Origin of the sequence: Flagellimonas sp. 389 (assembly GCF_018449435.1) — a bacterium.
Classification (GTDB): Bacteria; Bacteroidota; Bacteroidia; order Flavobacteriales; family Flavobacteriaceae; genus Flagellimonas.
In genome coordinates, this window is the sequence record NZ_JAHCMU010000002.1 from 274,423 (window position 1) to 300,422 (window position 26,000).

Here is a 26,000-nt window from a genome sequence, read left to right on the forward strand (position 1 = left end):
ATATAGGTGTTTTAGCTACCTACAGCATGTGTTTTTATAAATATGAGAGTTCAGATGGTACAATAGCTCTAAAATTATTTTCTTAGATTTGGAGACTAACCCCAACTCTAAATGAAGTTTTTTTCCTACACCTTCTTATTGGCGTTTTTCGTTTGCAAAAGTAGTATTGGGCAAAGCTTTGAGATTAAGGGAAAAGTTGTTGATGAGCAAAATCAAACCATTTCTTTTGCAAACATCCTACTTTTAAAAGCAGCTGACTCTACATTTGTTAAAGGAACTTCTGCAGATGATGATGGTTTGTTTGTACTTTCTGAAGTGGAACCAAATCTATATTTATTACAGGCGAGCTACGTAGGAAAAGGCTCTAAACCACTTGCGCTAGATGTGACCGGGGACATAACGCTGGGCGCATTGATAATTTCTTTGGAGACGACCGCGTTGGACGAGGTGGTGGTAACTGCAAAGAAACCGACCCTTAAAAGATTACCCGATAGATTGGTTTTTTCCGTTGAGAACACGGTAATTTCAGAAGGAAGCTCATGGGATATCATCAAAAGCACGCCAGGGGTTATCGTGAATCAGGAAGAACTTCAAATACGAGGGCAAAGTGCAACGGTATATATCAACGATAGGAAAGTACAATTGTCCGGCCAGGAAGTGAAAGACTTGTTGGAAGGATTTTCAGGAGCCAATATCAAATCTGTGGAAGTAATCTACAACCCACCAGCCAGGTATGAAGCGGAAGGAGGTTCTATTTTAAACATAACGACCAGTAAAAATATTGTGCCGGGCTATAAAGGCAGTGTTAATGCAAGCCTCACGCAGGCTGTTTTTCCTAAATACAGTTTTGGTACGAGTCATTATTATAAAACAGAAAAGCTAAATCTCTTTGCGAATTATAGCATCAGTCCTAAAAAAGAACTTAGAAAGACCAACAAAGGCATCAATTTTATAGATGATACAGACGAAGTTTTTGCCAACTGGGACACTAACTATGAACAAATCAATAAATCCCAAGCACAAAATGGAACGATAATCTTGGATTATGATTTTGACGAAAATAACAGTTTGAACTTGACTTCGAATTTAGCATTCAATCTAAATCAAGAACAAACCTCCCGATTGCGTACAGAAATCAGGGATGGACAAAGCCAGTTGGATTCTACCTTTACAACGCAGAACAATACGGGGCTCGATGATACCAACTTGGCCTTTGACCTGACCTATGTCCGTAAATTAAAAAAGCCTGGAGCACAATTATCTGTGAACGGACATTACACCTATTACAATGGACAATCACTACAAAATCTAAACTCAGATTACTTTAATGCCAACGGTAATTTTTTAAGGGCTTTCGCCTTTGATACAGATGCCCAACAAGACATCCATATTTTTACAGGGCAGGCAGATTACTCAACACCAATAGCAAATGCTTCGATTGAAAGTGGGCTTAGGATCTCTTCCATTGCTTCGGAGAGTATGGTTGATTTTTTCAATTTTTCTGGAGTCGACAATGAAGTCGATGCCTCTCTATCCGATGACTATGATTATGACGAAAATGTATATGCAGCTTATTTTAGTCTGGTTAGAAATTGGGAAAAATGGTCCATGAAATTAGGGGTGCGAGGGGAACTCACGAATGCTAAGGGAACTTCTTTAACACTGGGCGAAACAAATTCACAGAATTTCTTTGAACCCTTCCCGTCGCTTTATGTACTGTATTCTCCTTCGGACAAGCATAGCTTTTCCTTTGACTATGGAAGAAAGATTGCGAGGCCCAAGTACAATGATTTAAACCCGTTTCGCTATTTTTTCAATGAGAATGATTTTGAAGAGGGAAACCCCTTTTTACGACCGAACTTCTCCAACAACTTCAACATCAACTATACATTGAACAGTGAATTTTTCTTCGATGTCTATTACAGGGACAACGGAAGCAATATAGCCTATTTGGTGTTTCAGGATAACGATGCACAAACCTTGGTGGAGCTAAAGCAAAACGTATTGGCAAGTAAATCGTATGGACTGGACTTTACCATAAGCAAGAGTATTTTACCCTTTTGGTTTATGTATGCCTATACCTCTATTTTTCATGAAGAAGAAACTTTTTTGGCCGAAGAAAGCGGTGATCAAAGGTTTACCGCCGAGGTGGATGGGGTTTATGGCTATCTGGCAAACTATCTAACGCTTTCTAAAGATGGTACTTTAACAGGAGAATTGACCATGACCTATTTGTCTCAGTTTCTATTTGGATCTTATATTTCCGACAGTCAATTGAATTTGACTTTAGGGTTGCGAAAATCCCTTTTTGATAATAGGGCCGTAATTTCTATAGCTGCTGAGGATTTATTGGAGCAATACATTCCAACCTATACTTCGCGTTACCTTAATCAGGATAATTTTTACAGAAGGCGTCCTGAGGCTCAATTTATAAGGGTTGGGTTCACCTATAACTTTGGCAATTTCAAATTACAGGATAATAAAAAGGAAATCGAGAAAAAGGAACGGGATCGACTTCAATCTGAAGAATAATAGAATTTCTGGCATTTTGTATTTTTGCAGTTCAAAAAAAGGTTTTGCCAAAAATAAGAGACATAGAACTTCCTGATTTTCCGTTACTTCTTGCGCCAATGGAGGACGTAAGTGATCCTCCTTTTAGGGCTTTATGCAAAGAACAGGGAGCTGACGTGGTCTACACAGAATTTATCTCTTCAGAAGGGCTCATCCGTGATGCGGCCAAAAGCACCATCAAACTGGATATCTATGAAAAAGAACGCCCCGTTGGGATTCAAATATTTGGTGCGGAATTGGATTCTATGCTCCAAGCTGTGGATATCGTAGAAAAATCCAACCCAGATATTATCGATATCAACTTTGGTTGCCCCGTGAAAAAGGTGGTTTGTAAAAATGCGGGAGCAGGTATTTTGCGAGATATCCCGCTCATGGTCAAATTGACCGCGGAAATGGTCAAAAGAACTAAATTGCCGGTGACCGTTAAAACCAGATTGGGCTGGGATACAGATTCCATCAAAATTGTTGAGGTAGCGGAACGACTACAAGATGTGGGCATTGAAGCTATTTCCATTCATGGTCGTACCCGGGTTCAAATGTATAAGGGAAATGCAGATTGGAAACCTATTGCACAGGTCAAGAACAATCCTAGAATGCATATTCCTGTTTTTGGCAACGGGGATGTTGACACCCCAGAGGCCGCTGTTACGATGAGAGATGAGTTTGGCTTGGATGGCGCTATGATCGGGCGTGCAAGTATCGGTAATCCATGGTTCTTTAATCAAGTAAAACATTTCTTTGAAACAGGAACGCACAAAGAACCGCCTACCATGGAAGAACGTGTGGATGCTGCCCGAAGACATCTAAAAATGTCCATTGATTGGAAAGGGGAAAAACTTGGTGTTTTTGAGACCAGAAGGCACTACACCAATTACTTTAAAGGAATACCTCACTTTAAGGAATATCGTATGAAGATGGTCACCAGCGACGAATCTGCAGATGTTTTTGCAGCTTTTGATGAAGTCCTTGAAAAGTTTGGTGATTTTCAGTTTGCCTAGGCGGTTATCAGTCTTTTGGTGACGCGACTACTTGCAATTTTTGATGAGATAAAGCCCAGAACTACGATGGTGCCCAATACAATGAGCACGTTCATGAAATTGTACTCAACCGGATAGGCCAGAGAAGGCGTAATCTTTAACCAACTGAATGCAAGTTGGCTACCAATGAGCAGGGAACCAATAAACACTCCGATAAGACCCCCAACAGAAGTGACCAAAAGGCCTTGTGTAAAGTAAATGGTTCGCAACTCTTTAATTGTAGCACCAAGGCTAAACAACGTTTTTGAATTTTGTTGTTTATCCAAAATCATCATAATGATTGCACCAACAACATTGAACAGTGCAATAATCAACACCAAGGTAAAAATAAGATAGGTAGCCAAATTCTCGGTATTGAGCATTCTGTGCAGCGTACCATTTTGTTCTTGTCGGTCAAGTACCAATACCTTAGTTCCCAAAACTTTTTTAATGGCCGCTTTTACATCTCTAACAGGTACTTGGCCATCCAACTTAAAATTAATTCCGGAAATCTGGGTGCTATCCTTTTGTAACAATGATTGTACTAACGGAAGTTGGGCAAACACATATTTTTTATCCAGATTTTCTTCCACCGCATAAACCCCGCTTACAACTAGGGGCAATTCATTGTATGGTTTTGGACTAAAACCTGATTGCGAAATTGAACCTTTTCCTGGTTTTGGAACCAGAACGGTCATTGGGGTTTGATAATTGTCAATGGGTACTCCGAGTAAGTTATAAATACCGATACCCATTACGCCATTGTACTCCGTTATACCCCAATTTCCAAAATATAAGGTGCTGTCAACTCCGGTAACAGAACGGTAATGGCTATCGATTCCTTTTATATAGGCAATGCAACTACGTTCCCTAAAAGTTAGATACGCCCGTTCTTCCAGTTCCTTAGAAAAGTTGGCTACACCAGAAATGGTCCGCAATTGATGTTCTTCATCTGGCAAAATGGAAAAATGCTTGCCAGATACTGGAGATGCCTTTAAGTCGGGATCAAAAGTATTGGTAAAAGAAAGACTAAAGGTTTTTAGTCCGGCAAAAGCAGAAAGCACAATGAATAATGCTGCAGCACCAATAACAATGACCAAAAAAGTGATAAAATTGATGATGTTGACAGCATTTTGACTGCTTTTAGACCGTAAATAGCGTTTAGCGATATAAAAGGAAAAATTCAAAATTAGGATTTCTTGCGTTTGTCCAATAAGTCCCTATTTTCGATAGGGTTTTCCTCTCCTTTGAGTGATTTTTCAATTTTGTCAATGTATTCCAAAGAATCGTCCAAGTAAAAATTAAGTTCTGGTACACGGCGTAATTGATTCCTTGTACGCTGCGCCAGCTCATGCTTTATGAGGCTTTGGTTGGATTTCATGCCATCCAACAACGTTCCTGCATTTTTATTTGGAAAAATACTCACATAAACCTTGGCTATGGACAAATCTGTGGTGACATAGACTTTTGAAACAGAAATTAAAGTTCCTGTTAAGCCACCGTCTATTGCAGCGCGCTGTAAGATATCGGCGATGTCCTTTTGAATGATTCCCGCAATTTTTCGTTGCCTTTGTGTTTCCATTGGTGCAAAAATACGGGATTTAATGACGAACCTCATGATATGTTACGGCAACAGTATGTAATTTTGAAGAATATGTTGGATTTGTTCCAATAAAACCACATAAAAAATGGAAAAAATAGAGCACATAGGCATAGCTGTTAAGAACATAAGAGAATCCAATGCTTTGTTTGAGAAGCTTTTTGGAGAACCACAGTATAAAATGGAAGAAGTAGCTTCGGAAGGCGTACGGACTTCTTTTTTTAAATCGGGACCCAATAAAATAGAATTGCTCGAAGCAACAAACCCTGATAGTCCTATCGCTAAGTTCATAGAGAAAAAAGGAGAGGGAATTCATCATATTGCCTTTGCCGTTGATGACATTGAAGCGGAAATTACTAGATTACAGAAAGAAGGCTTTAAGGTGTTGAACGAGACTCCAAAAAAAGGTGCTGATAATAAATTGGTGGCATTTTTGCATCCAAAAGGAACCAATGGGGTTTTGATAGAGCTATGCCAAGAAGCCCCGCCTGAACACTAGTTGCTGGCAAGGGAGTAAATATAACTTTTGAAGAGACGTATATTGCTTGCATCACCGAAAAATAAGTAGTAATATTGCATCCGCAAATTACAGGTCCTATAGCTCAGCTGGTTAGAGCACCTGACTCATAATCAGGGGGTCCATGGTTCGAGCCCATGTGGGACCACCAACAAAATAAAGCTCCGTGGTTTTTGACCTCGGAGCTTTATTGTAAAAAAAGGTATCGACCCTTCTTCTCAAACTATTAATGAAATAGATAATAGTAAGTCCGATAAACAGCTAATTCAAATAAGCAGTTCTATAAAAGCTTATCCGCCTTTTCATTTTTATCGCGCTTTTTCCGTTTCACGCTTTTGTTCTTTCCGCTTCCAAAACGGTAGGCAAGTCCAGCGTAGAGTGCACGGGAATCACGCAGAAACTCACCTTCCTGAAAAACGGTTCTAAAGGTTTCAAAAGCAAAACGCTGCGACCTGAAAATATCAGTGAAGTTTAAACTAAAGGTTCCTTTGCCTTGGGCGAAACCGTAACGTGCGCCAAGGTTCATGAAGAAGTTTTCTTTTAATTCATACTGAAGAATTTCTTGTGGCCCACTGTAAAACGTAAACCATTGGAAGGTAAGGGACTTGGTAGCCTTAAAGGTGTTGTTAAGTTTTACGTTCATTAGGGTGTTGTTGACCTGTACACTTTCCCCCTCAATGACCCCTTTTTGGGTTCTTGAGTATACATCAAAACTACCGTTAAGGCTCCACCAACTTGTGGGGCGGTAATTTGATGAAAACTCAAATCCGTACGCATTGTTACTATCAAAGTTATCGTAGTCAATGATTAGGACTGTAGGATTGTCTTCATCAAAAAATCCTCTTCTATTGATTTCATCATTGATTCTTCTGTAAAATCCACCAATGGTAAAACTGCCCTTGTTCAGTTTTCTACTGTAGTTGAGTTCCACTGAACTGGTAAACTGTGGTACCAAACTGGGGTTGCCCGTAATAATAATCTGTGGAGTGCTCAACTGCCGAATGGGGTTGATCTGGTTCAATGAAGGACGGTCAATTCTTCGACTAAAACTAAGCTGATACGAGTTTTTCTGAGCCTCATCAGGCGAGTACTTTAAAAATCCGGAGGGGTAAACATTGAACAATTTATCCGTAAACGTAAATTGAGGTTGCCCAACTTCATTAAATTCAGTGTCTACGTTATAATCTTCAATTCGCAGACCGATATTGTACTGCCATTTGTTCAACCGCTGGCTAAACGTGGTGTAAAACGAGTGGATGTCCCTATCGTACCTAAAATCGGAATCGGAAAAATCTATTCTATCGGTGATATAGGTGTTTTCGGTACGGCGAAGACGTGTTTCCAGCCCAATTTCCAAGGTTGAATTTTCCGAGATGGGATTTACATAATCTAGATTTATTGTAGTATTGGTGCGGATATCGTCAATAAACTCATCATAGTCGGCTATAGGGGTGGCTCTATTAAAATCAAAGCCATTGTTTGTATCGCTTTGCAAAGTATTGTAGTCCATTTCCAATTCCAACGAGTGGCCCTCTTTGGTAAATTCATGCTTAAAATCGGCATTGTAAGTGGCATTGGTGTTGTCCCTGTTCGTTAAATCAAATTGATTGAAATCTGCACTCGGGTCATTAAAAAAGAGAATGTTCCTAGTTGCATCCAAGACCACGTCAAATTGGTTTTGATTTGTATATACCGAGAAGGTGTTTTTATCATTGATAAAGTAATCCATACCAAATTTGAAGAGGTGCGATGTGCGGTCCCCAATACTTTCAATAAACTGACCCGTACCTTCTAGAAACCGAATGATTTCACCATCGGTAATGTCTTTGCCCAAGCGATTGCCATAGCTTCCATAAAAATTGATTTTTCCTGCTCTATAATTCAGGTTTAACGCATTGTTGTAGCGTGTTCTTCTACCAAAGGTAATACCTGTGTTTATGGATCCGTTAAAGCCTAAGGAAGCATTCTTTTTTAGCGTAATATTGATGATGCCGCTCATGCCTTCGGGATTGTATTTTGCCGAAGGGTTCGTTATCAGTTCAATGGTTTTGATGGAGGTGGAAGGAATCTGCTGTAAAAGTTCACTAGAACTAATGTTCGTGGGTTTGCCATCCACCAGAATACGAACATTTTCATTGCCCCGAAACGAGATTTGACCATCTTGGTCAATGCTGACCGATGGAATGTTTCCCATAATGTCACTTGCTGAAGCACCTGCCGTAGTAAGGTCTTTGCCCACATTTATGACCTTTCTGTCAATTTTTTGCTCAATGGTCGAACGTTCCGCAATGATTTCAACAGATTCCAGCGCTACGGCATCCTCTTCAATATATAGACTTCCCAAACTTAGTTTCTTGTTGGTCTTGTTTATAGTCACTGGAACTGTTAGAGTTTTATATCCGATAAACTGTACTTCAACAGTATAGGTGCCAAATACGATATCGCTCACATCGAAAGTGCCGTTATCGCTGGTGATACCACCAGTTGTAATGGCATCTCCAGATTTTATGACCACGTTGGCATAAGGGATGACTTCCTGGGAGGTCTTATCCAAAACGGTTCCAGAGATAATACCCTGACCAAAAGACGAAACGGAAATCAAAAGAACAATAAAAAGGAATAGTTGCTTCATTTTATGATTCCTCTTTGGTCAGTTGTATTTCCGCTACTAGAGATACTTCTTTTCCAAGAGCGAATTTTGCAGGAGGATAGTTCGTGCCTACATTGAATTCTTCTCGTGGAATTTTCCCAGTAATGGTCATGAACACATTATCGGTCTTAAAACGAGGATGAACATAACTTCCTTTCTCCGTAGCCTTTAAAACAATAGGTTTGGTAATACCGCTCATGGTAAAATTACCTTTTAACTCATAGGTATCCGTTCCAGTCTTCCTAATTTCAGTACTGGTGAAGGTTATTTCTGGATGTTCCTCCGCACTAAAAAAATCACCAGTTCTTAAATGCTTATCGCGGTCTTCTTGATTCGTATTTATCGAAGCGGTTTGTATGGAAATAGCGACACCCGAAAAGGCATTGTCTTTTTGAGTGAATGACCCTGAATAGGTATCAAAAGCGCCCTTAATGGTTCCTACCTTAAAGTAGGAGATTTCAAAATTGATCGTTGAATGATTTGGGTCTATTTTCCAAGTGGATTCTTGGGCACTTACGGTCGATGCAACGATACAGAAAAGAAGACAAAGAATTAGATTGTTGTTGGGTTTTAAGATACTGTTTTTCATGAGATTATATTTTGTTTCCATGCAAGGTAGAGGCAGATGGAACGCCTTATGAATAGGGTGGCCGGAAAGGCATTGACCGATGATAGAAATGCTGAAAATAAGGATGGAAGGCTTAGTCTTCGGAAATCGGACTTTTGTCAGCTGTAACGTACTATTGGTCTGATATTGTAAGAAACACCCCTTTAGATTTGTACTTTTATGGTAAAGCAGTGATTATGTGGCAAAAAATGCAGCATTTTTTAGAGACATCAAAATTAAAGTATGTTGTATTTGGCATTCTAATTTTTGCATTTTCTGCTTCTACCTCCAGCTGGTACTACGCAACTACCAGGGAACTTGTCATTACTTATAGTATTCGTGCGACTTTGCAAATAGCGATGGCGTTTATCATACTTGAACTATTGGTGCCCTACCTTTTGAACAAGGGTAAGCAGATGGCTTTTATCGGTGCTATTACAATTACGTTATTGGGGTTTTATGTTGTGTGTACTTTAATCTATATGAACTATTTTGAACCGACCTATCCTGTAACCTATGCAAATTATGTAAAACGCTTTAGCGATGCGTCATTCTTGGGTAGACTGACCAATGTAAACGAGTTTGTTTTTAAAAGTTTGTATTTGCTATACCCAACGATTTTGCTATCTGTCTTAAAATTATATGTAGAAAAACAACGTCTGCTAAAGTTGAACGAGCAAAAGAAAACAGCAGAGCTTGTAGCGTTAAAAAACCAATTAAATCCGCATTTTTTGTTCAATACCTTGAACAACCTGTACGCCCTTACCTTAAAAAAGTCGGACGATGCGCCAAAGGTGATTCAGAAACTCTCAGAAATTTTGGATTATATCCTTTACCGTTGCAATGAACCTTATGTTCTTCTGAACAAAGAAATCGAACTCATAGAAAACTATCTTTCATTGGAAAAAATACGTTATGCGGACAGGGTCAATATCTCGTTCAGTAAAAATGTAACAGGCAAAGAAAAAGTAGCTCCGCTATTGTTGCTCACTTTTGTTGAAAACGCGTTTAAGCATGGAGTGACCAACGAGATGAAACAGGCACGTATCGATATCAACATTGCGAAAAAGGATGAACAACTGCTTTTTACCGTTGAGAACACAAAACCGATCAATGCTAAACCTTTGGTCCAAAAGGAATCTATAGGGCTAAAGAATATTAAAAAGCAATTGGAACTATTGTATCCAAAAGCATACGACCTTATTATTGAAAATAGTAAAAATTCATTTTCGGCCAACCTAAAGCTAGCAGTGGTATGAGTTACCAATGTGTTATAATTGATGATGAACCTTTGGCAAGGGAGTTACTTGAAGGTTATCTTGAAAAGATGCCCGATTTTGAGTTGGTGGCTTCTTGCGCAAGCGCCATTGATGCTAGTGCGATTTTAAGCAACCATAAAGTGGATCTGTTGTTTTTAGATATTGAAATGCCTTTATTAAAAGGCACGGATTTCTTTAAAAATTTAGCCTATAAACCCCATGTCATTTTCACAACTGCTTACCGAGATTACGCAGTGGACGGGTTTGAACTGAATGCGTTGGACTACTTATTGAAACCTATTTTTTTTGAACGTTTTTTTTCTGCTGTCCAGAAGTTTCTACAGCTCCAATATACCACCAAAACAAATGAAGTCGTATCAAATAGTTCCGACATTAATGGATACCTGTTTGTGAACAAGGCCAAGAAACAAATCAAAGTGGTTTTTGATAGTGTTTTGTATGTAGAAAGCTTTAAAGATTATATCAAAATTCACTTGAAGGAAGATACGCTCACTATAAAAGAAAGTATTTCAAATTTTGAAAAGCGATTGGATGATCGGTTTATTCGTTTGCACCGTTCCTATATAGTCAATAGCGAAAAGATTACAGCGTACACCAAGAATGATGTCGAGGTCGGTCGAGAAGAGATTCCCATCGGTAACAATTACAAAGATAATTTACTTCCATTTTTAGGTACCAAGTAGGCTTATATTGTCCTTTTTTCCATAGATTCTTAACCAAGTATGATATTGTTATCCCAAGGGTTTTAGGATTTTGTCTGTTATGTTTCAGTTTGGCCGGTAACCTTAAAGGTAAGTCATGACTTTAGGATTATCCTAAACTTGAATACTATGAAAAGGTTAACTTTTATGCTTCGCGTTTGTCAAAAAAAAGACTTTTTGACAAATGGGAATATAGAGAAAGGTACTATTGTTGTTGCAAGGATTATTTTACTGATTTCAAGAAGTTTGTATCTTTCAAAAAACACTAAGCTTCTGTCGTTTTAACTATAACAAAGGCTTATTGATGAAACAATTACTTATGCCAATACTTTTTTTGGTTCTACATTTATTTTCTGTTACATCCTGCGATAAAGACACATCAAGTATGGATGTTCGCCTAAATAGTTTAGAAAAAAAGGTTTTAAAAATAGCCAAGCAGCGTAATGTACCCTCTATTGCTTTGCAGGTAAAAACAAGTGATGATGCTTTAAATGTAAACTATACCCATCCTGATGTCAAAGAACAAAAAATATATGGAATAGGGAGCACTACAAAGTTTCTTTCCGCGACGTTCGTATTCAAACTTATAGAGCAAGGAAAACTTAATTTGGAGGATACAGTCCAGGATTCTGTAGAGGATTTAGCAGTTGTTGAGAAAGGAGACACCATAAAAATTAAAAATTTACTGAATCATACCAGTGGTCTTTCAGATTATACTATGAGTCCGGAATGGAGAGAAACTGTTGTTGACGGAAATGGCCCAAAAGACTTTAAGACAAAGTTTGGATACATAGATAATGAATTGAAAAATCATGGTATGTATTCCTATAGCAATACCAATTATTTATTGCTTCAGAAGGTAGTTGAAACTGTATTGTCCAAATCCTATGATGCCGCTTTTAACGACTTTTTCGAAAGCAATGGCTTAGAAGGTATCCGACTAGATGATGCAAAGTCAGATTTACAAGCTTTTTACGCAGAGAATGATAAGGGCAGTGCAGATGTTTCAGGCTGGAAAGAGAACTATGGTTATGATGGCGGGGCATTTAGCGAACCTGAAGCGCTTAATCAGTTTCTACAAAAATTCTTCAAAGAAAAATCACTTCTCAATGAAAAGTCAGTTGCGCTTATGGCCAGTTGGATTTCAACGGATAGCATGACCATTCCTATTGGAGAAGGCAACATTTCTGAGTATGGTAATGGTATAATGAAATTGAACTACAACGGGAAGGAATATCTGGGACATGCGGGTGGCACGTTAAAATACCAATCTTTTATGTTTCATGATCCAAAAGATGGGGTTTCTGTTAGTGTAGTTACAAATTGTAGTGGAAAGTATTACAACACTGTTTTCTTTCAAGAGATTATTCCTACGATTCTTGATGCACTGTGAGAAAGAAATGAGTAACTTTAGTCATACTGATGTTTAACAATCATTGGAACTTTATTACGAGCGACCCCGAAAAATTTAAAAACATTTAAATATGCCAAAATGAAGATAACTATCAGCAAAGACACGGCTTATACAATTATTGTTTTCGCTGCCATGGTAGGATTTTGGCTTGGTTACCTAGATGGAGCTCTTTAGTGACATTTGCTCGGGAACAATATAATCTGGGGTCAATCTACTTCTTACCAGAGAAAATACACTATAAGGAAAATTCCCACGTTATTGTTTTATGCAGCGTAACCGTGATAAAACAATAAAACCTGATGGACAGAAGTTAAGCATAACACAACTGCCATTTCCCATAATTTCCCTTGATCAAAATTTAGAGGTAAAAGAATGCTCTTCGGTTTTACGCACTTTATTTGATTTTGATAGAGTAAACCATCAGCCTATTTCACTTCAGGAAATAATAGGGAAATTGCCCAAGTCATTTTTAAAGATTAGAAGTTCAAAAGAATTCAATAGAACTTCCTTAACAGAAAATGTTGAGGTTATTTCCAAAAAGGGAGAGTTAAAATGGTATAAACTGTCATTGCACCCAGACGAGTACCGTTTGTGCTATTACCTTTATTTTGATGATATCACAAAAGAAAAAATAGCGCTGGATATTTCCCTTCAAGCTGAAAAGACCGCAAGAATAGGGAGCTGGGAAGTTGATTTGATCAACCACAAAGTTTTTTGGTCAGAAATGACCCGGGAAATTCATGAAGAATCCAAGAATTATGTTCCCAATCTTGAAACGGGGATTAGTTTTTATAAAGAAGGAAAGCATAGAGATAGAATAGTCAAGGTTGTTTCCGAATCGATAGAAAATGGAACCCCCTATGATGAAGAACTTATTCTGGTTACGGCAAAAGGGAATGAAAAATGGGTGAGAGCGATAGGAAAAACAGAAATGGTCAATGGAAAAGCCTGCAGAATGTTTGGGGTTTTTCAAGATATCGATAAAGCAAAAAGAGAAAGTATTAAGTACCAAGAGTTGGCAGACCGAATGCGCGTGGCCGTAGCGAGTTCCAATATTGGCATCTGGGATTATAATTTGTTGGAAGATAGATTATTGTGGGATGACAATATGTACAAATTGTACGGTATTTCGAAGGAAGACTTTAGTTCGGAATTTTCTGCATGGGAAAATACGGTTCATCCGGAAGATAAAGAACGTGCGCTCCAAGAAGTAGAGATTTCCGTAAAAGAAGGAAAAGAGTTTAATACACAATTTCGGATCAAGACTCAACAAGGTACTATAAGGCATATCCATGGCCGGGGCAAGGTTTTTAGGGATAAAGATGGGACTCCAGTTAGGATGGTCGGTGCAAACATGGATGTCACAAGGATTAAAAAAACGGATGACCGTCTTAGGCAATTGCTCAATATTACAGAAAACCAAAACAAAAGTCTCTTAAATTTCGCCCATATAGTATCGCATAATTTACGTTCAAACTCAAGCAACCTTTCCATGCTTACGGGAATGTTATTGGAAAAAACAGACCCGGAAAGCCACGACAAATTTTTGGAGATGATCAAGATATCTTCTGAAAGATTGGACGAAACCCTTGTAGAGCTGAATGAAATCGTAAAAATACAATCGGATGCGGGTAAAGATTTACAATGGGTAAAGGTGAACCCGGCATTACAAAACGCTTTGGAAAGCATAAATGCGCTGATTGAAGAAGTAGATCCGGAGATTACTATAGAATTTCCTGAAAACCTAGAGATATATGCAGTCAAACCATATTTGACAAGCATTTTTTTAAATCTCTTGACCAATAGTATAAGATACCGAAGACCAGGGCAAAAACTTAAGATCAAGATAAAAGCAAAAGTACTTTCAACTCAGACCGTTATTTCTTTTGAGGATAACGGGAAAGGAATTGATTTGGACAAGCACAAGGATAAACTATTTGGTATGTACAAAACATTTCATGGCAATAAGGATGCAAAAGGAGTAGGATTGTTCATATCAAAAAACCAAATGGATGCCATGAAAGCAATAATTGAAGTAAAAAGCAAAGTAAACGAAGGAACTACATTTAACCTTTGTTTTAGCAATAATGATTGATACTATGGTAGCAAAAAAAGTCTTTTTGATCGATGATGATTATATATTCAGAACAGCCGCTGATATTCTTATAAAAGTCAGTGAAATAACCGATGAGATTATACAATATGAAAATGGCCTTGAAGCTTATAATGCATTAGTTGAATTAAAGGATAAACCAGAAGAATTGCCAGAACTGATCTTATTGGATATTAATATGCCCGTTATGAACGGTTGGGAATTTTTAGAAGAATTGAAACAAAATCCAACCCTAATTAATGGGAAGCCTCACATTTACATACTAACTTCCTCCATAGCGCCAGAAGACCTTAATTTATCTAAAAAGTACGAGTTTATAAAAGGGTATATCACCAAGCCGCTTACCAAAGCAGATTTAAAAAAAATGCACAACACCCTAATTAAGGAGTGCACCAAAGTTTAAGGGAAGCCCAAAGTGCGCCCCTAGTAGTTTAAGCACGTAAAATTATATCAACTACTTGAACAATATCGCTACAGCTCCAATAGCGGTAACCAATATGATGAATTTTTTATAGTTCCGTTCGTTGATTCTTTTTACAATAAAAACCCCCAATAAGAGCCCAGCAAAAATTGCTGGAAGTAATTTTACATTGATTAATAAGGTATCCATTGAAATGGTCTTCCAGACAAAAATGTGGAAAGGGAGCTTAAATAAGTTGGTAATTAAAAATAGCCAAGCAGCGGTGCCTACAAATTCGTTCTTTGGTAACCGCATGGCCAAAAAGAAGATATTTGTAAATGCCCCGGCCAAATTGCCGATCATAGTACAGATACCAGCCATAACACCTATTAAACCCGAGAATGACCAATGGGTAGGTACCGCCGTAGATTTTCTTTTGTCCCACCAGATCAACATGCCTAAACTCAAAAAAATAACGAGGACCATACCAAGTTTAAACTCCTTTTCTGGCAGTTCTTTCCCCAAAAACACACCAATAAGAATACCTATTAACATCCATGGCAAGAATTTAAAGATATAATTCCATCTCGTGTGGCGGTTATAATAGATTACTGCAAAAATATCTCCCACCAATAATAAAGGGATTATTAGACCTGTTGACTCCCTTGCTCCAAAAGCCAACGCCATAAGAGTTACATTAAAAATGGATAGTCCCTTTAAACCAGCCTTGGACGTGCCCACTAAGAATGTAGCGGTGGCGGCCATAGTCCAAGCCATTAAAGAAATCTCGTATGTAGGGGATAATATCAAATGGATGTTTTCCGAATAGAAGGTAAAGGTATTTTAAAAAATTATACTTTAGTCATCACCTAAACCAACTAAATGGATATTCAGACCTTAGACTATAGTATTATTTTTGGCTTCTTTGCCCTAGTACTTTTTATTGGTATTTACGTTTCCAAAAAATCAGGCAAGAATACTGCGGAGTATTTTTTATCTGGACGAAATATGCCTTGGTGGCTATTGGGTTTTTCTATGGTAGCGACCACGTTTTCTACGGATACGCCCAACTTGGTTACAGATTTTGTGCGAACCGATGGAGTATCTGGAAACTGGGGCTGGTGGGTCTTTTTGTTAACAGGTCTTTTAACGGTGTTTGTGTACGCCAAACTATGGCGGAAATCCAATGTAACCACAGATATGGAATTCTATGATTTGCGCTATGGAGGAAGACCAGCTCATTTCTTAAGGGGGTTCCGCTCTTTGTATTTAGGTGTGATATTCAATGTTATGGCAATGGCGGGAGTAACACTCGCGGCCATTAAAATTGGTCAGGTCATGCTGGGAATTTCACCCTTACAGACTGTATTGATCGCAGGAAGCATCACTGTAGTTTTTAGTGCTATTGGCGGTTTTAGAGGTGTTGTCTATACAGATTTTATTCTCTTTTTTGTAGCTATTGCAGGAGCGATAGGAGCGGCCATTTATTTGGTCAATCTTCCTGAAGTAGGTGGGCTTTCCAACATTTTACAAAACGATTTGGTACAAAGCAAGATGTCCATCTTACCAGATCTCTCAGATACAGAAGCATTGATGACCATTTTAGTCGTTCCTTTGGCCGTGCAATGGTGGAGTGCATGGTATCCGGGGGGAGAACCAGGTGGCGGGGGTTATGTGGCACAGCGTATGTTAGCGGCCAAGGATGAAAACCATGCAGTAGGAGCCACGTTTTTCTTTAATATTTTACATTACGCCTTGCGTCCATGGCCTTGGATTTTAGTTGCTTTAGCATCGTTGGTAGTGTTCCCTGATTTAGAAAGTATACAAGTAGCCTTTCCAAACATCGAAGAAAGTAAGTTAGGCCATGATTTGGCATATTCCGCGATGTTGACCAAGCTCCCCTCTGGATTATTGGGGATTGTACTAGCATCTTTGGGCGCAGCATATATGTCCACTATTTCTACGCACTTAAATTGGGGCTCATCTTATGTGGTCAATGATTTTTATAAGCAACAAATCAATAAGAATGCTTCGGAAAAAGAATTGGTCAATGTGGGGCGTATCACTACAATTATTTTAATGGTTTTAAGTGCCGTTTTCGCCTTGGCCTTGACCAACGCGGTAGAACTGTTCGATATTATCATCATGTTTGGAGCAGGTACCGGACTTATCTTTATCTTGCGCTGGTTCTGGTGGCGTATCAACGCTTGGAGTGAGATAGTTGCCATGTTTGCTTCAGGGTTTATCTCAATTATATTCTGGCAATTTGAAACTGTTTTGTTCATTGACGAAGCAGCTATTTTTCCTAGTTGGGCAAAATTTCCGTTAGTCGTACTGATAACGACGATAGTTTGGATTGCAACCACTTTTTTAACAGGGCCGGAAAATGATGAAGTACTGATAAAATTTTATGAAAAAACGAGACCGGGTGGTCCGGGATGGAAAAAAATAAGGGAATCTGCAAAAATCAATGAAGGTCAAAAGTGGATGGTGCCTTCAGGTATTTTAGCCATGCTGCTGGGTTGTGTCTTGGTCTATGGTTGTCTTTTTGCTACCGGAAATTGGATTTATGGCAACTACGGACTGGCGGGAGGGCTTACCGTTTTGGTTTTGGTAGCTGCTATCGCTTTGAGAAGGGTATGGGGCAAAATGAAGGATGTTTTTTAATCAATTTCGCAGCTCCAACAAACGCGATACATATTTCCCGATTACGTCAAATTCAAGGTTTACGACCGTTCCGATTTTGTAGGTATTAAAACGCGTGTTTTCGTAAGTATATGGAATAATGGCAACACTAAATGTGTCTTTTTTGGAATCAACAACGGTCAGACTCACCCCATCTATCGTAATGGAACCTTTTTCGATTGTGACATTGTTGAGTTGAGCATCATATTGAAAACTAAAAAACCAACTCCCATCTTTTTCTTCGATAGCAATACAGTTTGCGGTTTGATCCACGTGGCCTTGTACTATGTGCCCATCCAACCGTGCGCCAAGAACCATGGCCCTTTCTAGATTTACCATAGCCCCCACTTCCAAGAACCCTAGACTCGTTTTTTGCAAAGTTTCTTCAATAGCGGTGACCGTGTACAAACTTCCTTCTAGGGCAACAACGGTCAAACAAACACCATTATGGGCTACACTTTGGTCAATTTTTAATTCTGAAGTAATTTCTGAAGCTATGGTCATGTGCAGGTTGTCCCCTTCCTTTTCCAGTCTTTCAATCTTTCCTAAAGTCTCGATAATACCCGTAAACATGAATCTTTTTAATTGAGTAGTTTTGTAGTGTAAATGTAGCTATATCGATAGTGATATATGAGAGAAAAAGGAAAAATAAAACTGGGGATTTCAATTGGGGACTTCAATGGGATTGGATGTGAGGTGGCGTTGAAAACATTCCTAGACGCTAGAATGTTGGATTTTTGTACCCCGATTATTTTTGCATCCACTAAAATAATATCCAAACAAAAAAACGATTTGGGCCTTACTATCAGTTTTAATGGGATTAAGGATGCGCAACATGCTATTGATGGGAAAATCAATATCGTCAACATATGGAAAGAGACACCTACAGTTGAATTTGGAAAAGCCACTGAGGAAGGCGGTAAGTATGCCATTAAATCGTTACGGGCTGCAGTAAATGCCTTAAAAAGTGATAAGATAGATGTTTTGGTCACTGCACCGATAAACAAAAACAATATTCAAGCGGACGATTTTAAATTTCCAGGACATACGGACTACCTTGCCCAAGAGCTAAATGGGGAGAGCCTTATGTTTATGGTGGCAGATACATTGCGTGTGGGGTTGCTTACCGACCACATAGCTGTTAAAGAGGTGGCTCAGGCAATCACACCAAAATTGATACAAGAGAAAGTACGTACCATGGAGGAGTCCCTTAAAAAGGATTTTAGAATACGAAGACCCAAAATAGCTTTATTGGGAATAAATCCACATAGTGGTGATAACGGTACCATTGGAGAAGAGGATGATAAAATTTTGAAACCAGCAATACAGAAATTGTTTGATAAAGGAATATTGGTCTATGGGCCCTATTCAGCAGACAGCTTTTTTGGTTCCAGTGGGCATAAAAAGTTTGATGCAATTTTGGCGGCATACCACGATCAAGGACTCATACCGTTCAAAACACTTTCGTTTGGCAAGGGTGTAAATTATACAGCGGGACTAGAAAAAGTAAGGACATCTCCTGATCATGGCACGGCGTACGAAATTGCTGGAACAGGGCAAGCGGACGAAAGTTCTTTTAAGGAAGCGGTTTTTACTGCAATTCAAGTATTTAAGAATAGGGAAGAATATAGAATATTGAACAAAAACCCATTACAAAAGCAAAGAGTTAAACGAACAAGTTAAAACTTGAGTGCATAATTGCTATATTTATTGTAATTGGATTGCGTTTTTGAATATAAGTAGTATCTTTGCACCCGCCTTTACGGGCTGGTACACAAACCTTAAGTGTAAAAATGATGAAGCTAAAGGAGTTTTTTATTCCTTTTTCGGGATTAAAGTTAGGAAAGCACGAGTTTGAGTATACGATTGACAACACGTTCTTTGAATCTTTTGATTATCAGGAATTTAATGGCGCATCTATAGAGACCATCGCTGTCTTGGACAAGATGGGGACTATGATGGAGTTGGACATTGAGGCAAAAGGAACTGTAAATGTGGATTGTGATTTAACGGGAGAACCGTTTGATCTGCCCGTTACAGCAACATTGCATTTGGTCATTAAGTTCGGGGAAGAATATAACGATGAAAATGATGAGATTCTAATCATTCCCCATGGCGAATACCAGATTAATATTGCGCAATACATTTATGAAATGTTAGCGTTGGCAGTTCCACAAAAAAGAATACACCCAGGTGTAGAAGATGGAACGCTTCAATCGGAAATCTTGGATAAACTTGAAGAATTACAACCAAAAGAAATAAAGGAACAATCAGAAGATACAGATCCCAGATGGGACGATTTAAAAAAGTTACTAACGAACAAATAGGTTTATAATGGCACATCCTAAAAGAAAAATATCAAAAACCAGAAGAGATAAAAGAAGAACCCATTACAAGGCAACTATGCCAACAATTGCCAAGGATTCTGTAACAGGAGAAATGCACTTGTTTCATAGAGCCCACTGGCACGAAGGTAAATTGTACTACAAGGGTCAGGTTTTAATTGATAAGACAGAAGAAGAAACTGCTGCATAAGCACAGGCCCTTTAAAAAAAAGTAGACTCCCGTTCTAAAACAACGGGAGTTTTTTTATGGGCAATAGTTAATTTTAAAAACAAACCAATTTTGGTCAAAAAGTCATAGAAAATGACTATTTTTCACCGTTTTTGGGTCAAATTTTAACTTTTTTTGAGAGAAAAGGGCACTAGTATGAAAAAACAAACAGCAGCTATTACAGCTGTGGGAGGCTATGTTCCAGAGTTCATTTTATCTAACAAAGTGTTAGAGACCATGGTGGAAACCAATGATGAATGGATAACCAGTAGAACAGGAATAAAAGAGCGACGAATCTTAAAAGAAGAAAATGCAGGGACGTCATTTCTTGCCATCAAAGCCGCAGAAGATTTAATCAATAAAAGTGGGGTAGATCCAAAAGAAATAGATTTCGTTTTAGTAGCCACGGCAACACCAGATTTACCAGTTGCCGCCACTGCTGCTTACGTAGCTTCAGAAATTGGCGCGGTCAATGCATTTTCTTACGATTTACAAGCCGCTTGTTCCAGTTTTCTATTTGGAATGTCTACTGCAGCCAGTTACATAGAATCTGGTAGATATAAAAAAGTATTACTGATCGGGGCTGATAAAATGTCCTCTATCATTGACTATACGGACCGCACCACTTGTATCATATTCGGAGACGGTGCCGGAGCAGCATTGTTTGAGCCAAATGATGAAGGATTAGGACTTCAGGATGAATATTTGCGGACAGATGGTGTTGGTCGTCAGTTTTTAAAAATCGAAGCAGGTGGTTCTATACTACCTCCATCCGAAGAAACCGTTAAGAACAAACAGCATTACGTTTTCCAAGATGGGAAGTCGGTATTTAAGTTTGCCGTATCCAACATGGCCGATGTCTCTGCCTTGATCATGGACCGAAATAATTTAAAGAAAGAAGATGTGCAATGGTTGGTACCGCACCAAGCAAACAAACGTATTATAGACGCCACGGCGAAAAGAATGGGTGTTGATGCCGATAAAGTGATGATTAACATCCATAAGTATGGCAATACCACTTCGGCCACATTACCACTATTGTTGCATGATTACGAAAAGCAATTAAAAAAAGGAGATAACCTCATTTTTGCAGCTTTTGGTGGCGGATTTACATGGGGATCCATTTATTTAAAATGGGCCTATAATTCATAAAACAAGAAACTAACTAAATCATATTCCATGGACATTAAGGAAATTCAAAGTTTAATCAAGTTTGTAGCTAAATCGGGTGCCAGCGAGGTAAAGTTGGAGATGGAAGACATAAAGATTACGATTCGCACAGGAAGCGATGCTGTAGCCCCTGAAACTACTATTGTTCAGCAAATTCCCATGGCTCAAGCTCCTGCAGCTCCGGTTATGCAAGCTCCTGCAGCGGGTGAGCCAGTAGCTCCTCAAGTTTCAGAGCCAGCAGCGGCAAGCGAAGATTCAAAATATATTACCATCAAATCTCCGATTATTGGAACCTTCTACAGAAAACCATCGCCAGATAAACCAGTTTTTGTAGAGGTAGGAAGCACAATCAATCCTGGAGACGTACTTTGTGTTATCGAAGCAATGAAACTATTCAATGATATTGAATCGGAAGTTGCAGGTAAAATAGTTAAAGTTTTGGTCGATGATTCCTCACCAGTAGAATTTGACCAACCCTTGTTCTTAGTTGATCCCTCATAACTTTCAGTTTAGAAGTTTTCAGTTTTCAGTTTAAAGCGCGTGCCATTAAACCAAAAAACTACTAAACCATAAACTCTTAAACTAAAAAGCATGTTTAAAAAAATATTAATTGCAAACAGAGGCGAAATAGCACTTCGTATTATACGAACCTGTAAGGAAATGGGCATAAAGACAGTTGCGGTGTATTCCAAAGCTGATGAAGAAAGTCTACACGTACGTTTTGCTGATGAAGCCGTTTGTATTGGACCTGCACCTAGCCATGAATCATATCTAAAGATTCCGAACATTATTGCAGCAGCTGAGATTACCAATGCAGATGCCATTCACCCAGGATATGGGTTCCTTTCGGAAAATTCAAAATTCTCCAAGATTTGTGCAGAACATGAAATCAAGTTCATAGGAGCGTCAGGAGAACAAATCGATAAAATGGGAGATAAGGCGACAGCCAAGGAAACCATGAAAAAAGCTGGGGTTCCGACAATCCCAGGTTCAGAAGGACTCCTTAAAGATGTTGCGGAGGCCAAAAAAATAGCAAAAAAAATGGGCTATCCCGTTATGATAAAAGCTACTGCCGGTGGTGGTGGTAAAGGAATGCGGGCCATTTGGGCAGAAGATGAAATGGAAAGCAACTTTGAAAGTGCTGTCCAAGAAGCCACAGCTGCCTTTGGTAATGGTGGTATGTACATGGAAAAATTGATTGAAGAACCTCGTCATATAGAAATTCAAGTGGTGGGAGATCAATATGGAAAAGCATGTCATCTCTCGGAAAGAGATTGTTCGGTTCAACGTAGGCACCAAAAGCTTACAGAAGAAACACCATCACCATTTATGACCGATTCCCTTAGGGAAGATATGGGAAAAGCGGCCGTAAAAGCATCAGAATTCATTAAATATGAAGGGGCAGGTACTGTAGAGTTTTTGGTAGATAAACATCGGAATTTCTACTTTATGGAAATGAATACCCGTATACAGGTAGAACACCCGATCACCGAACAAGTTGTAGACTATGATTTGATTCGTGAACAGATTTTGGTTGCTGGAGGAGTACCCATTTCAGGAAAAAACTATGTTCCAAAACTGCATTCCATTGAGTGTAGAATAAATGCAGAAGACCCCTATAACGATTTTAGACCTTCTCCTGGGGTAATTACTACGCTTCATACACCTGGAGGACACGGAGTTCGTTTAGATACCCATGTGTATAGTGGGTACCGAATTCCACCCAACTACGATTCTATGATCGCCAAATTGATTACTACGGCCCAAACCAGGGAAGAAGCCATTAATAAAATGCGTAGGGCGTTGGACGAATTTGTGATTGAAGGTGTAAAGACCACGATTCCATTTCACAGGCAATTAATGGATCATCCAGATTATCTGGCAGGAAACTATACTACTGCTTTTATGGATGACTTTGAAATAGATGTCAAATACCAAGACTAATACAAACCCCGATAAATCGGGGTTTTTTATTTCACGGTTTTCAGGTACTTAAACCTAGGAATAATAAAATAGTTTTGTCCTAATTCAATGCTTAAAACAATTTTCTTCACATAACGAGGTTATGTAAATCACACCATACCATTGACCAATGCTAAAAAGAACCGTAAAATTCTGTTGCCTAGTATTAGTTGTACTATCTACCAGTAGTTGTTTTGATATTTTGGAAGAAATCAACCTAAATAAAGACGGTAGTGGAACCTTGCTATTTACCGTCAATATGAGCAAGAGTAAAACCAAGATAGCCTCGTTGATGCTTCTGGATAGTGTGAATGGCTATAAAGTGCCAACAGAAAATGATATTGAATTGGCATTGAATGACGTAGTGAAACATTTGGAAAAATCTGAAGGGATAACCAACATAAAAAAGACAAAGGATTTTGGGAACTACATTTTTTCCGTATCCTGTAATTTTGAAGATATAGCGAGTTTGAACGGAATCACTTCACAGCTGATCAAAGAACAAAATCGTAGGGAAAAAACAAATTTCAATACATCAAACTTTGCATATGATGCTTCAAAACGGGTTTTTGAGCGAAAGTTTAAGTACGATTCAAGCATTAAAAAGTCTTTTGACTATTTGAAGAAAGAAGACAAAAAAATCTTTCAAGATGCAAGTTTCACGTCTATTTATAGGTTTGACGAACCTGTACAGGCAGCATCGAACAGCAACGCTAAAATAGCACCTTCAAAAAAAGCGGTAATGCTTCGCATTGATGCCATGTCATTTATTCTAGGGGAGAAAACAATTCAAAATAAAATACAACTTATCAATTAAAAATAACCATGAAACACCTATACACTACCATTTTCTTATGTGGACTTTTTATATCACTCAATGCTCAGGATTTAGCCAGAAAAATTCCAAGCGATGCAAATGTTGTTGTTACAATTAAAGGTAAAAATGTTCTGGAGCTTCTTTCGCTGTCCGAATTTTCAAATTCGAGATTAGGTAAGGAAATGAACAAGGAAATCAGCCGCGAAACTGAGGGCGAACTTGCTACTATTGAGGATTTAGGATTTAATTTAAACGAAAACCTGTACTATTTTCTACAGACTAAAGAAGGGGTGTTCTATAATACGTTTATGATCCCCATGAAAAGTACCGCTAATCTTCCAAAATTGTTTCCGCGCGAACGTGATGAGGTCATTAAGGATGGGGCTGTTTCTTACGTACAAGAATCTTACGGTGGAACAGTAATTATGTGGAACACCAAAGAAATGGTTTTTGTTGTACCTAGCGATCAAAATGAAGATTACAGCTATTTGGATTATGACATCACCCCCACTATAGCCGAGCCTGTAGAGGAAACCATTATAGAAGAAGCTATGGAGGAAGCTGTAGAGGCAGCGGAAGAAATAGAAGAATCCATTATAGAAACACCAGTAGAGGCAATTGAAGAAATAGAAGAGACCGTTATAGAAGAAGCAACGCCCGTATACGACTATTACAACAGCGAAGAATATAAAAAACAAGAAGAAAGAAGAGAGCAAAGAAGACTGGCGAGGGAAGCTGCCAAAAAGAAACAAAATACAGTAACGCTAGCTTATGCAAAACAAGTGCTCCAAAGCCAACCGATCCGCAACATTCTGCAAAATAGCAACTATAAAAAAAGTCTGGGGAAAGGTAAGGATGAAGCTATGGTATGGATGAACGATTTCCCCCAAATTTATAAAAACGCAATGCCATCAAGACTTCTGGGTCCTAACAACCCTTATAACTTTTTGAACCTTGATGAATTTTATAAGGGAACGACAGTAACGGCCAGACTGAATTTTGAACAAGATGAAGCTGTGATGGGCATTGATTACACCATGAGCGAAGAATTGGCAAAGGCCTACAAACCCATGTACGAAGGGAAATTCAACAAAAACTTTCTCAACTACATTAATGAAGATAAGTTGCTGGGTTATATGAGCGTTAATCTTAGTACCGCAGGTATTTTAAAAGCGTATCCTTCTTTGATTGAAACCATGTTCAGGAATGTAGACCAAAAGAGCGATAACAAGAAAGCAGCTACCATTGCGGCGGCATCCTCGTCCGTAACCAGGTTGTTTTCATTATTGATAGATGAAGAAGGAGCTGCCAAAATCTTGCGTGGCGATATGCTCTTGTTGTTGACCGATTTACGGGAAAAAGAAGTTACCTACACCGATTATGAATACGATGAAGAGTATAACTATAAAAAAGTAGAGAAGACAAAAACAGAAACGGTGCCCGACTTTTTATTTCTTTTTACTTCCGAAGAGGAAAAAATGTTCAGGAATATCATGAAAATAGGGGTTTTGGAAGAAAAGGTAGATTATGAGAATGACATCTATCACGTAGGACAAACAAGGTCCAATCCTTTTGATATCTACGCAATGTACAAAGACAACACCGTATTCATAGGCAGCTCGGTTGCACAGTTAACCCAAATCAAAAAAGGCATCTATCCGTCAAAGTTGTCAAATACGCTTAAAAAAGAAATCAGTAAAAGCGCTACCAGCTTTTACGTGAATGGTAAGAATATCATTTCTGAGATACCTTCAGAAGCGTTTCCTAGAGAATTGCGAAGCAATATAGATTTTCTAACGGATAACACGGAAGACCTTCGAGTGAACTTTTCAAAAATAAAGGGTAATACAATGACAGGAAAAATGATATTGAAAACTCCTGAAAAGGGTCATAAGAACAGTTTGGCATACTTTATAAACATTATCGATAAATTGATGGAATAGT

23 protein-coding genes and 1 tRNA gene are annotated in these 26,000 nt (G+C 38.6%); 18 read left to right on the plus strand and 6 right to left on the minus strand.

All coding sequences use genetic code 11. From position 1 onward, the window contains the following. Positions 1–111: 111 nt before the first annotated feature. Both KIM67_RS02885 and dusB read left to right on the plus strand, forming a co-directional pair. On the plus strand, positions 112–2,532 hold the full coding sequence (locus KIM67_RS02885) for an outer membrane beta-barrel family protein (RefSeq protein ID WP_213829858.1): 2,421 nt from the start codon (positions 112–114) through the stop codon (positions 2,530–2,532). Between the two features lie 44 nt (positions 2,533–2,576). Further along, complete coding sequence (dusB, locus tag KIM67_RS02890; protein WP_213829859.1) at positions 2,577–3,569, plus strand: tRNA dihydrouridine synthase DusB; 993 nt, start codon at positions 2,577–2,579, stop codon at positions 3,567–3,569. Here dusB and KIM67_RS02895 read toward each other — a convergent pair. Then, positions 3,566–4,774 carry an ABC transporter permease gene (locus KIM67_RS02895; RefSeq protein WP_213829860.1) on the minus strand — a complete coding sequence of 403 codons (1,209 nt, stop codon included), beginning with the start codon at positions 4,772–4,774 and terminating at the stop codon, positions 3,566–3,568. The two genes, dusB and KIM67_RS02895, sit on opposite strands and share 4 nt — an antisense overlap. A 2-nt stretch (positions 4,775–4,776) precedes the next feature. Continuing rightward, the gene (gene rbfA / locus KIM67_RS02900; protein WP_213829942.1) at positions 4,777–5,169 is read right to left on the minus strand and encodes a 30S ribosome-binding factor RbfA; all 393 of its coding nucleotides are present in this window, start codon (positions 5,167–5,169) and stop codon (positions 4,777–4,779) included. Between the two features lie 106 nt (positions 5,170–5,275). Between rbfA and mce the strand changes: the two genes are divergently transcribed. Then, positions 5,276–5,686, plus strand: a complete 411-nt coding sequence (gene mce, locus KIM67_RS02905; RefSeq protein WP_213829861.1) for a methylmalonyl-CoA epimerase — start codon at positions 5,276–5,278, stop codon at positions 5,684–5,686. 92 nt (positions 5,687–5,778) lie between these two features. Next, positions 5,779–5,855 (plus strand) — tRNA-Ile (locus KIM67_RS02910). Between the two features lie 129 nt (positions 5,856–5,984). On the opposite strand, the gene KIM67_RS02915 is transcribed toward KIM67_RS02910, so the two are convergent. Both KIM67_RS02915 and KIM67_RS02920 read right to left on the minus strand, forming a co-directional pair. After that, the gene (locus KIM67_RS02915; RefSeq protein ID WP_213829862.1) at positions 5,985–8,336 is read right to left on the minus strand and encodes a TonB-dependent receptor domain-containing protein; all 2,352 of its coding nucleotides are present in this window, start codon (positions 8,334–8,336) and stop codon (positions 5,985–5,987) included. 1 nt (position 8,337) lies between these two features. Next, positions 8,338–8,943: a YceI family protein gene (locus KIM67_RS02920; protein WP_213829863.1), complete on the minus strand. Its 606-nt coding sequence runs from the start codon at positions 8,941–8,943 to the stop codon at positions 8,338–8,340. Positions 8,944–9,170: 227 nt separating this feature from the next. Here KIM67_RS02920 and KIM67_RS02925 point away from each other — a divergent pair, with 227 nt between their 5' ends. From KIM67_RS02925 to KIM67_RS02945, 5 genes are all read left to right on the plus strand, one after another. Further along, complete coding sequence (locus KIM67_RS02925; RefSeq protein ID WP_213829864.1) at positions 9,171–10,220, plus strand: sensor histidine kinase; 1,050 nt, start codon at positions 9,171–9,173, stop codon at positions 10,218–10,220. Continuing rightward, positions 10,217–10,924: a LytTR family DNA-binding domain-containing protein gene (locus KIM67_RS02930; protein ID WP_213829865.1), complete on the plus strand. Its 708-nt coding sequence runs from the start codon at positions 10,217–10,219 to the stop codon at positions 10,922–10,924. Before KIM67_RS02925 ends, KIM67_RS02930 begins: the two co-directional genes overlap by 4 nt. 322 nt (positions 10,925–11,246) lie before the next feature. After that, entirely contained in the window at positions 11,247–12,335 is a 1,089-nt protein-coding gene (locus KIM67_RS02935; RefSeq protein ID WP_213829866.1) for a serine hydrolase, read from the plus strand. A gap of 286 nt (positions 12,336–12,621) precedes the next feature. Next, complete coding sequence (locus tag KIM67_RS02940) at positions 12,622–14,451, plus strand: PAS domain-containing sensor histidine kinase (RefSeq protein WP_213829867.1); 1,830 nt, start codon at positions 12,622–12,624, stop codon at positions 14,449–14,451. Positions 14,452–14,455: 4 nt separating this feature from the next. Further along, positions 14,456–14,872 (plus strand): response regulator, encoded by a 417-nt coding sequence (locus KIM67_RS02945; protein ID WP_213829868.1) that lies wholly within the window; start codon positions 14,456–14,458, stop codon positions 14,870–14,872. Between the two features lie 51 nt (positions 14,873–14,923). Here the strand turns inward: KIM67_RS02945 and KIM67_RS02950 are convergent, their stop codons facing one another. Continuing rightward, complete coding sequence (locus KIM67_RS02950) at positions 14,924–15,679, minus strand: sulfite exporter TauE/SafE family protein (RefSeq protein ID WP_371815643.1); 756 nt, start codon at positions 15,677–15,679, stop codon at positions 14,924–14,926. A 72-nt stretch (positions 15,680–15,751) separates the two neighbouring features. Here KIM67_RS02950 and KIM67_RS02955 point away from each other — a divergent pair, with 72 nt between their 5' ends. Next, complete coding sequence (locus KIM67_RS02955) at positions 15,752–17,536, plus strand: sodium:solute symporter family protein (RefSeq protein ID WP_213829869.1); 1,785 nt, start codon at positions 15,752–15,754, stop codon at positions 17,534–17,536. Here KIM67_RS02955 and KIM67_RS02960 read toward each other — a convergent pair whose 3' ends face one another. Next, on the minus strand, positions 17,537–18,127 hold the full coding sequence (locus KIM67_RS02960) for a riboflavin synthase (RefSeq protein ID WP_213829870.1): 591 nt from the start codon (positions 18,125–18,127) through the stop codon (positions 17,537–17,539). Positions 18,128–18,184: 57 nt separating this feature from the next. On the opposite strand from KIM67_RS02960, the gene pdxA reads away from it, so the two are divergent. The 8 genes from pdxA to KIM67_RS03000 all read left to right on the plus strand — a co-directional run bounded on the left by pdxA (position 18,185) and on the right by KIM67_RS03000 (position 25,999). After that, positions 18,185–19,237, plus strand: coding sequence for a 4-hydroxythreonine-4-phosphate dehydrogenase PdxA (gene pdxA, locus KIM67_RS02965; RefSeq protein ID WP_213829871.1), 1,053 nt, complete (start codon positions 18,185–18,187; stop codon positions 19,235–19,237). A 110-nt stretch (positions 19,238–19,347) separates the two neighbouring features. After that, on the plus strand, positions 19,348–19,881 hold the full coding sequence (locus KIM67_RS02970; protein ID WP_213829872.1) for a DUF177 domain-containing protein: 534 nt from the start codon (positions 19,348–19,350) through the stop codon (positions 19,879–19,881). 7 nt (positions 19,882–19,888) lie between these two features. Beyond that, the gene (rpmF, locus tag KIM67_RS02975) at positions 19,889–20,089 is read left to right on the plus strand and encodes a 50S ribosomal protein L32 (protein WP_163417218.1); all 201 of its coding nucleotides are present in this window, start codon (positions 19,889–19,891) and stop codon (positions 20,087–20,089) included. 174 nt (positions 20,090–20,263) lie between these two features. Continuing rightward, the gene (locus tag KIM67_RS02980; RefSeq protein WP_213829873.1) at positions 20,264–21,259 is read left to right on the plus strand and encodes a beta-ketoacyl-ACP synthase III; all 996 of its coding nucleotides are present in this window, start codon (positions 20,264–20,266) and stop codon (positions 21,257–21,259) included. Between the two features lie 27 nt (positions 21,260–21,286). Further along, positions 21,287–21,778, plus strand: a complete 492-nt coding sequence (accB, locus tag KIM67_RS02985; protein ID WP_213829874.1) for an acetyl-CoA carboxylase biotin carboxyl carrier protein — start codon at positions 21,287–21,289, stop codon at positions 21,776–21,778. A 90-nt stretch (positions 21,779–21,868) separates the two neighbouring features. Further along, positions 21,869–23,221, plus strand: a complete 1,353-nt coding sequence (accC, locus tag KIM67_RS02990; protein ID WP_213829875.1) for an acetyl-CoA carboxylase biotin carboxylase subunit — start codon at positions 21,869–21,871, stop codon at positions 23,219–23,221. Between the two features lie 148 nt (positions 23,222–23,369). Beyond that, the gene (locus KIM67_RS02995) at positions 23,370–24,056 is read left to right on the plus strand and encodes a hypothetical protein (protein WP_213829876.1); all 687 of its coding nucleotides are present in this window, start codon (positions 23,370–23,372) and stop codon (positions 24,054–24,056) included. An 8-nt stretch (positions 24,057–24,064) separates the two neighbouring features. Continuing rightward, a complete protein-coding gene (locus KIM67_RS03000) occupies positions 24,065–25,999 on the plus strand; it encodes a hypothetical protein (RefSeq protein WP_213829877.1) in 1,935 nt (644 codons plus the stop codon). Position 26,000 lies beyond the last annotated feature (1 nt).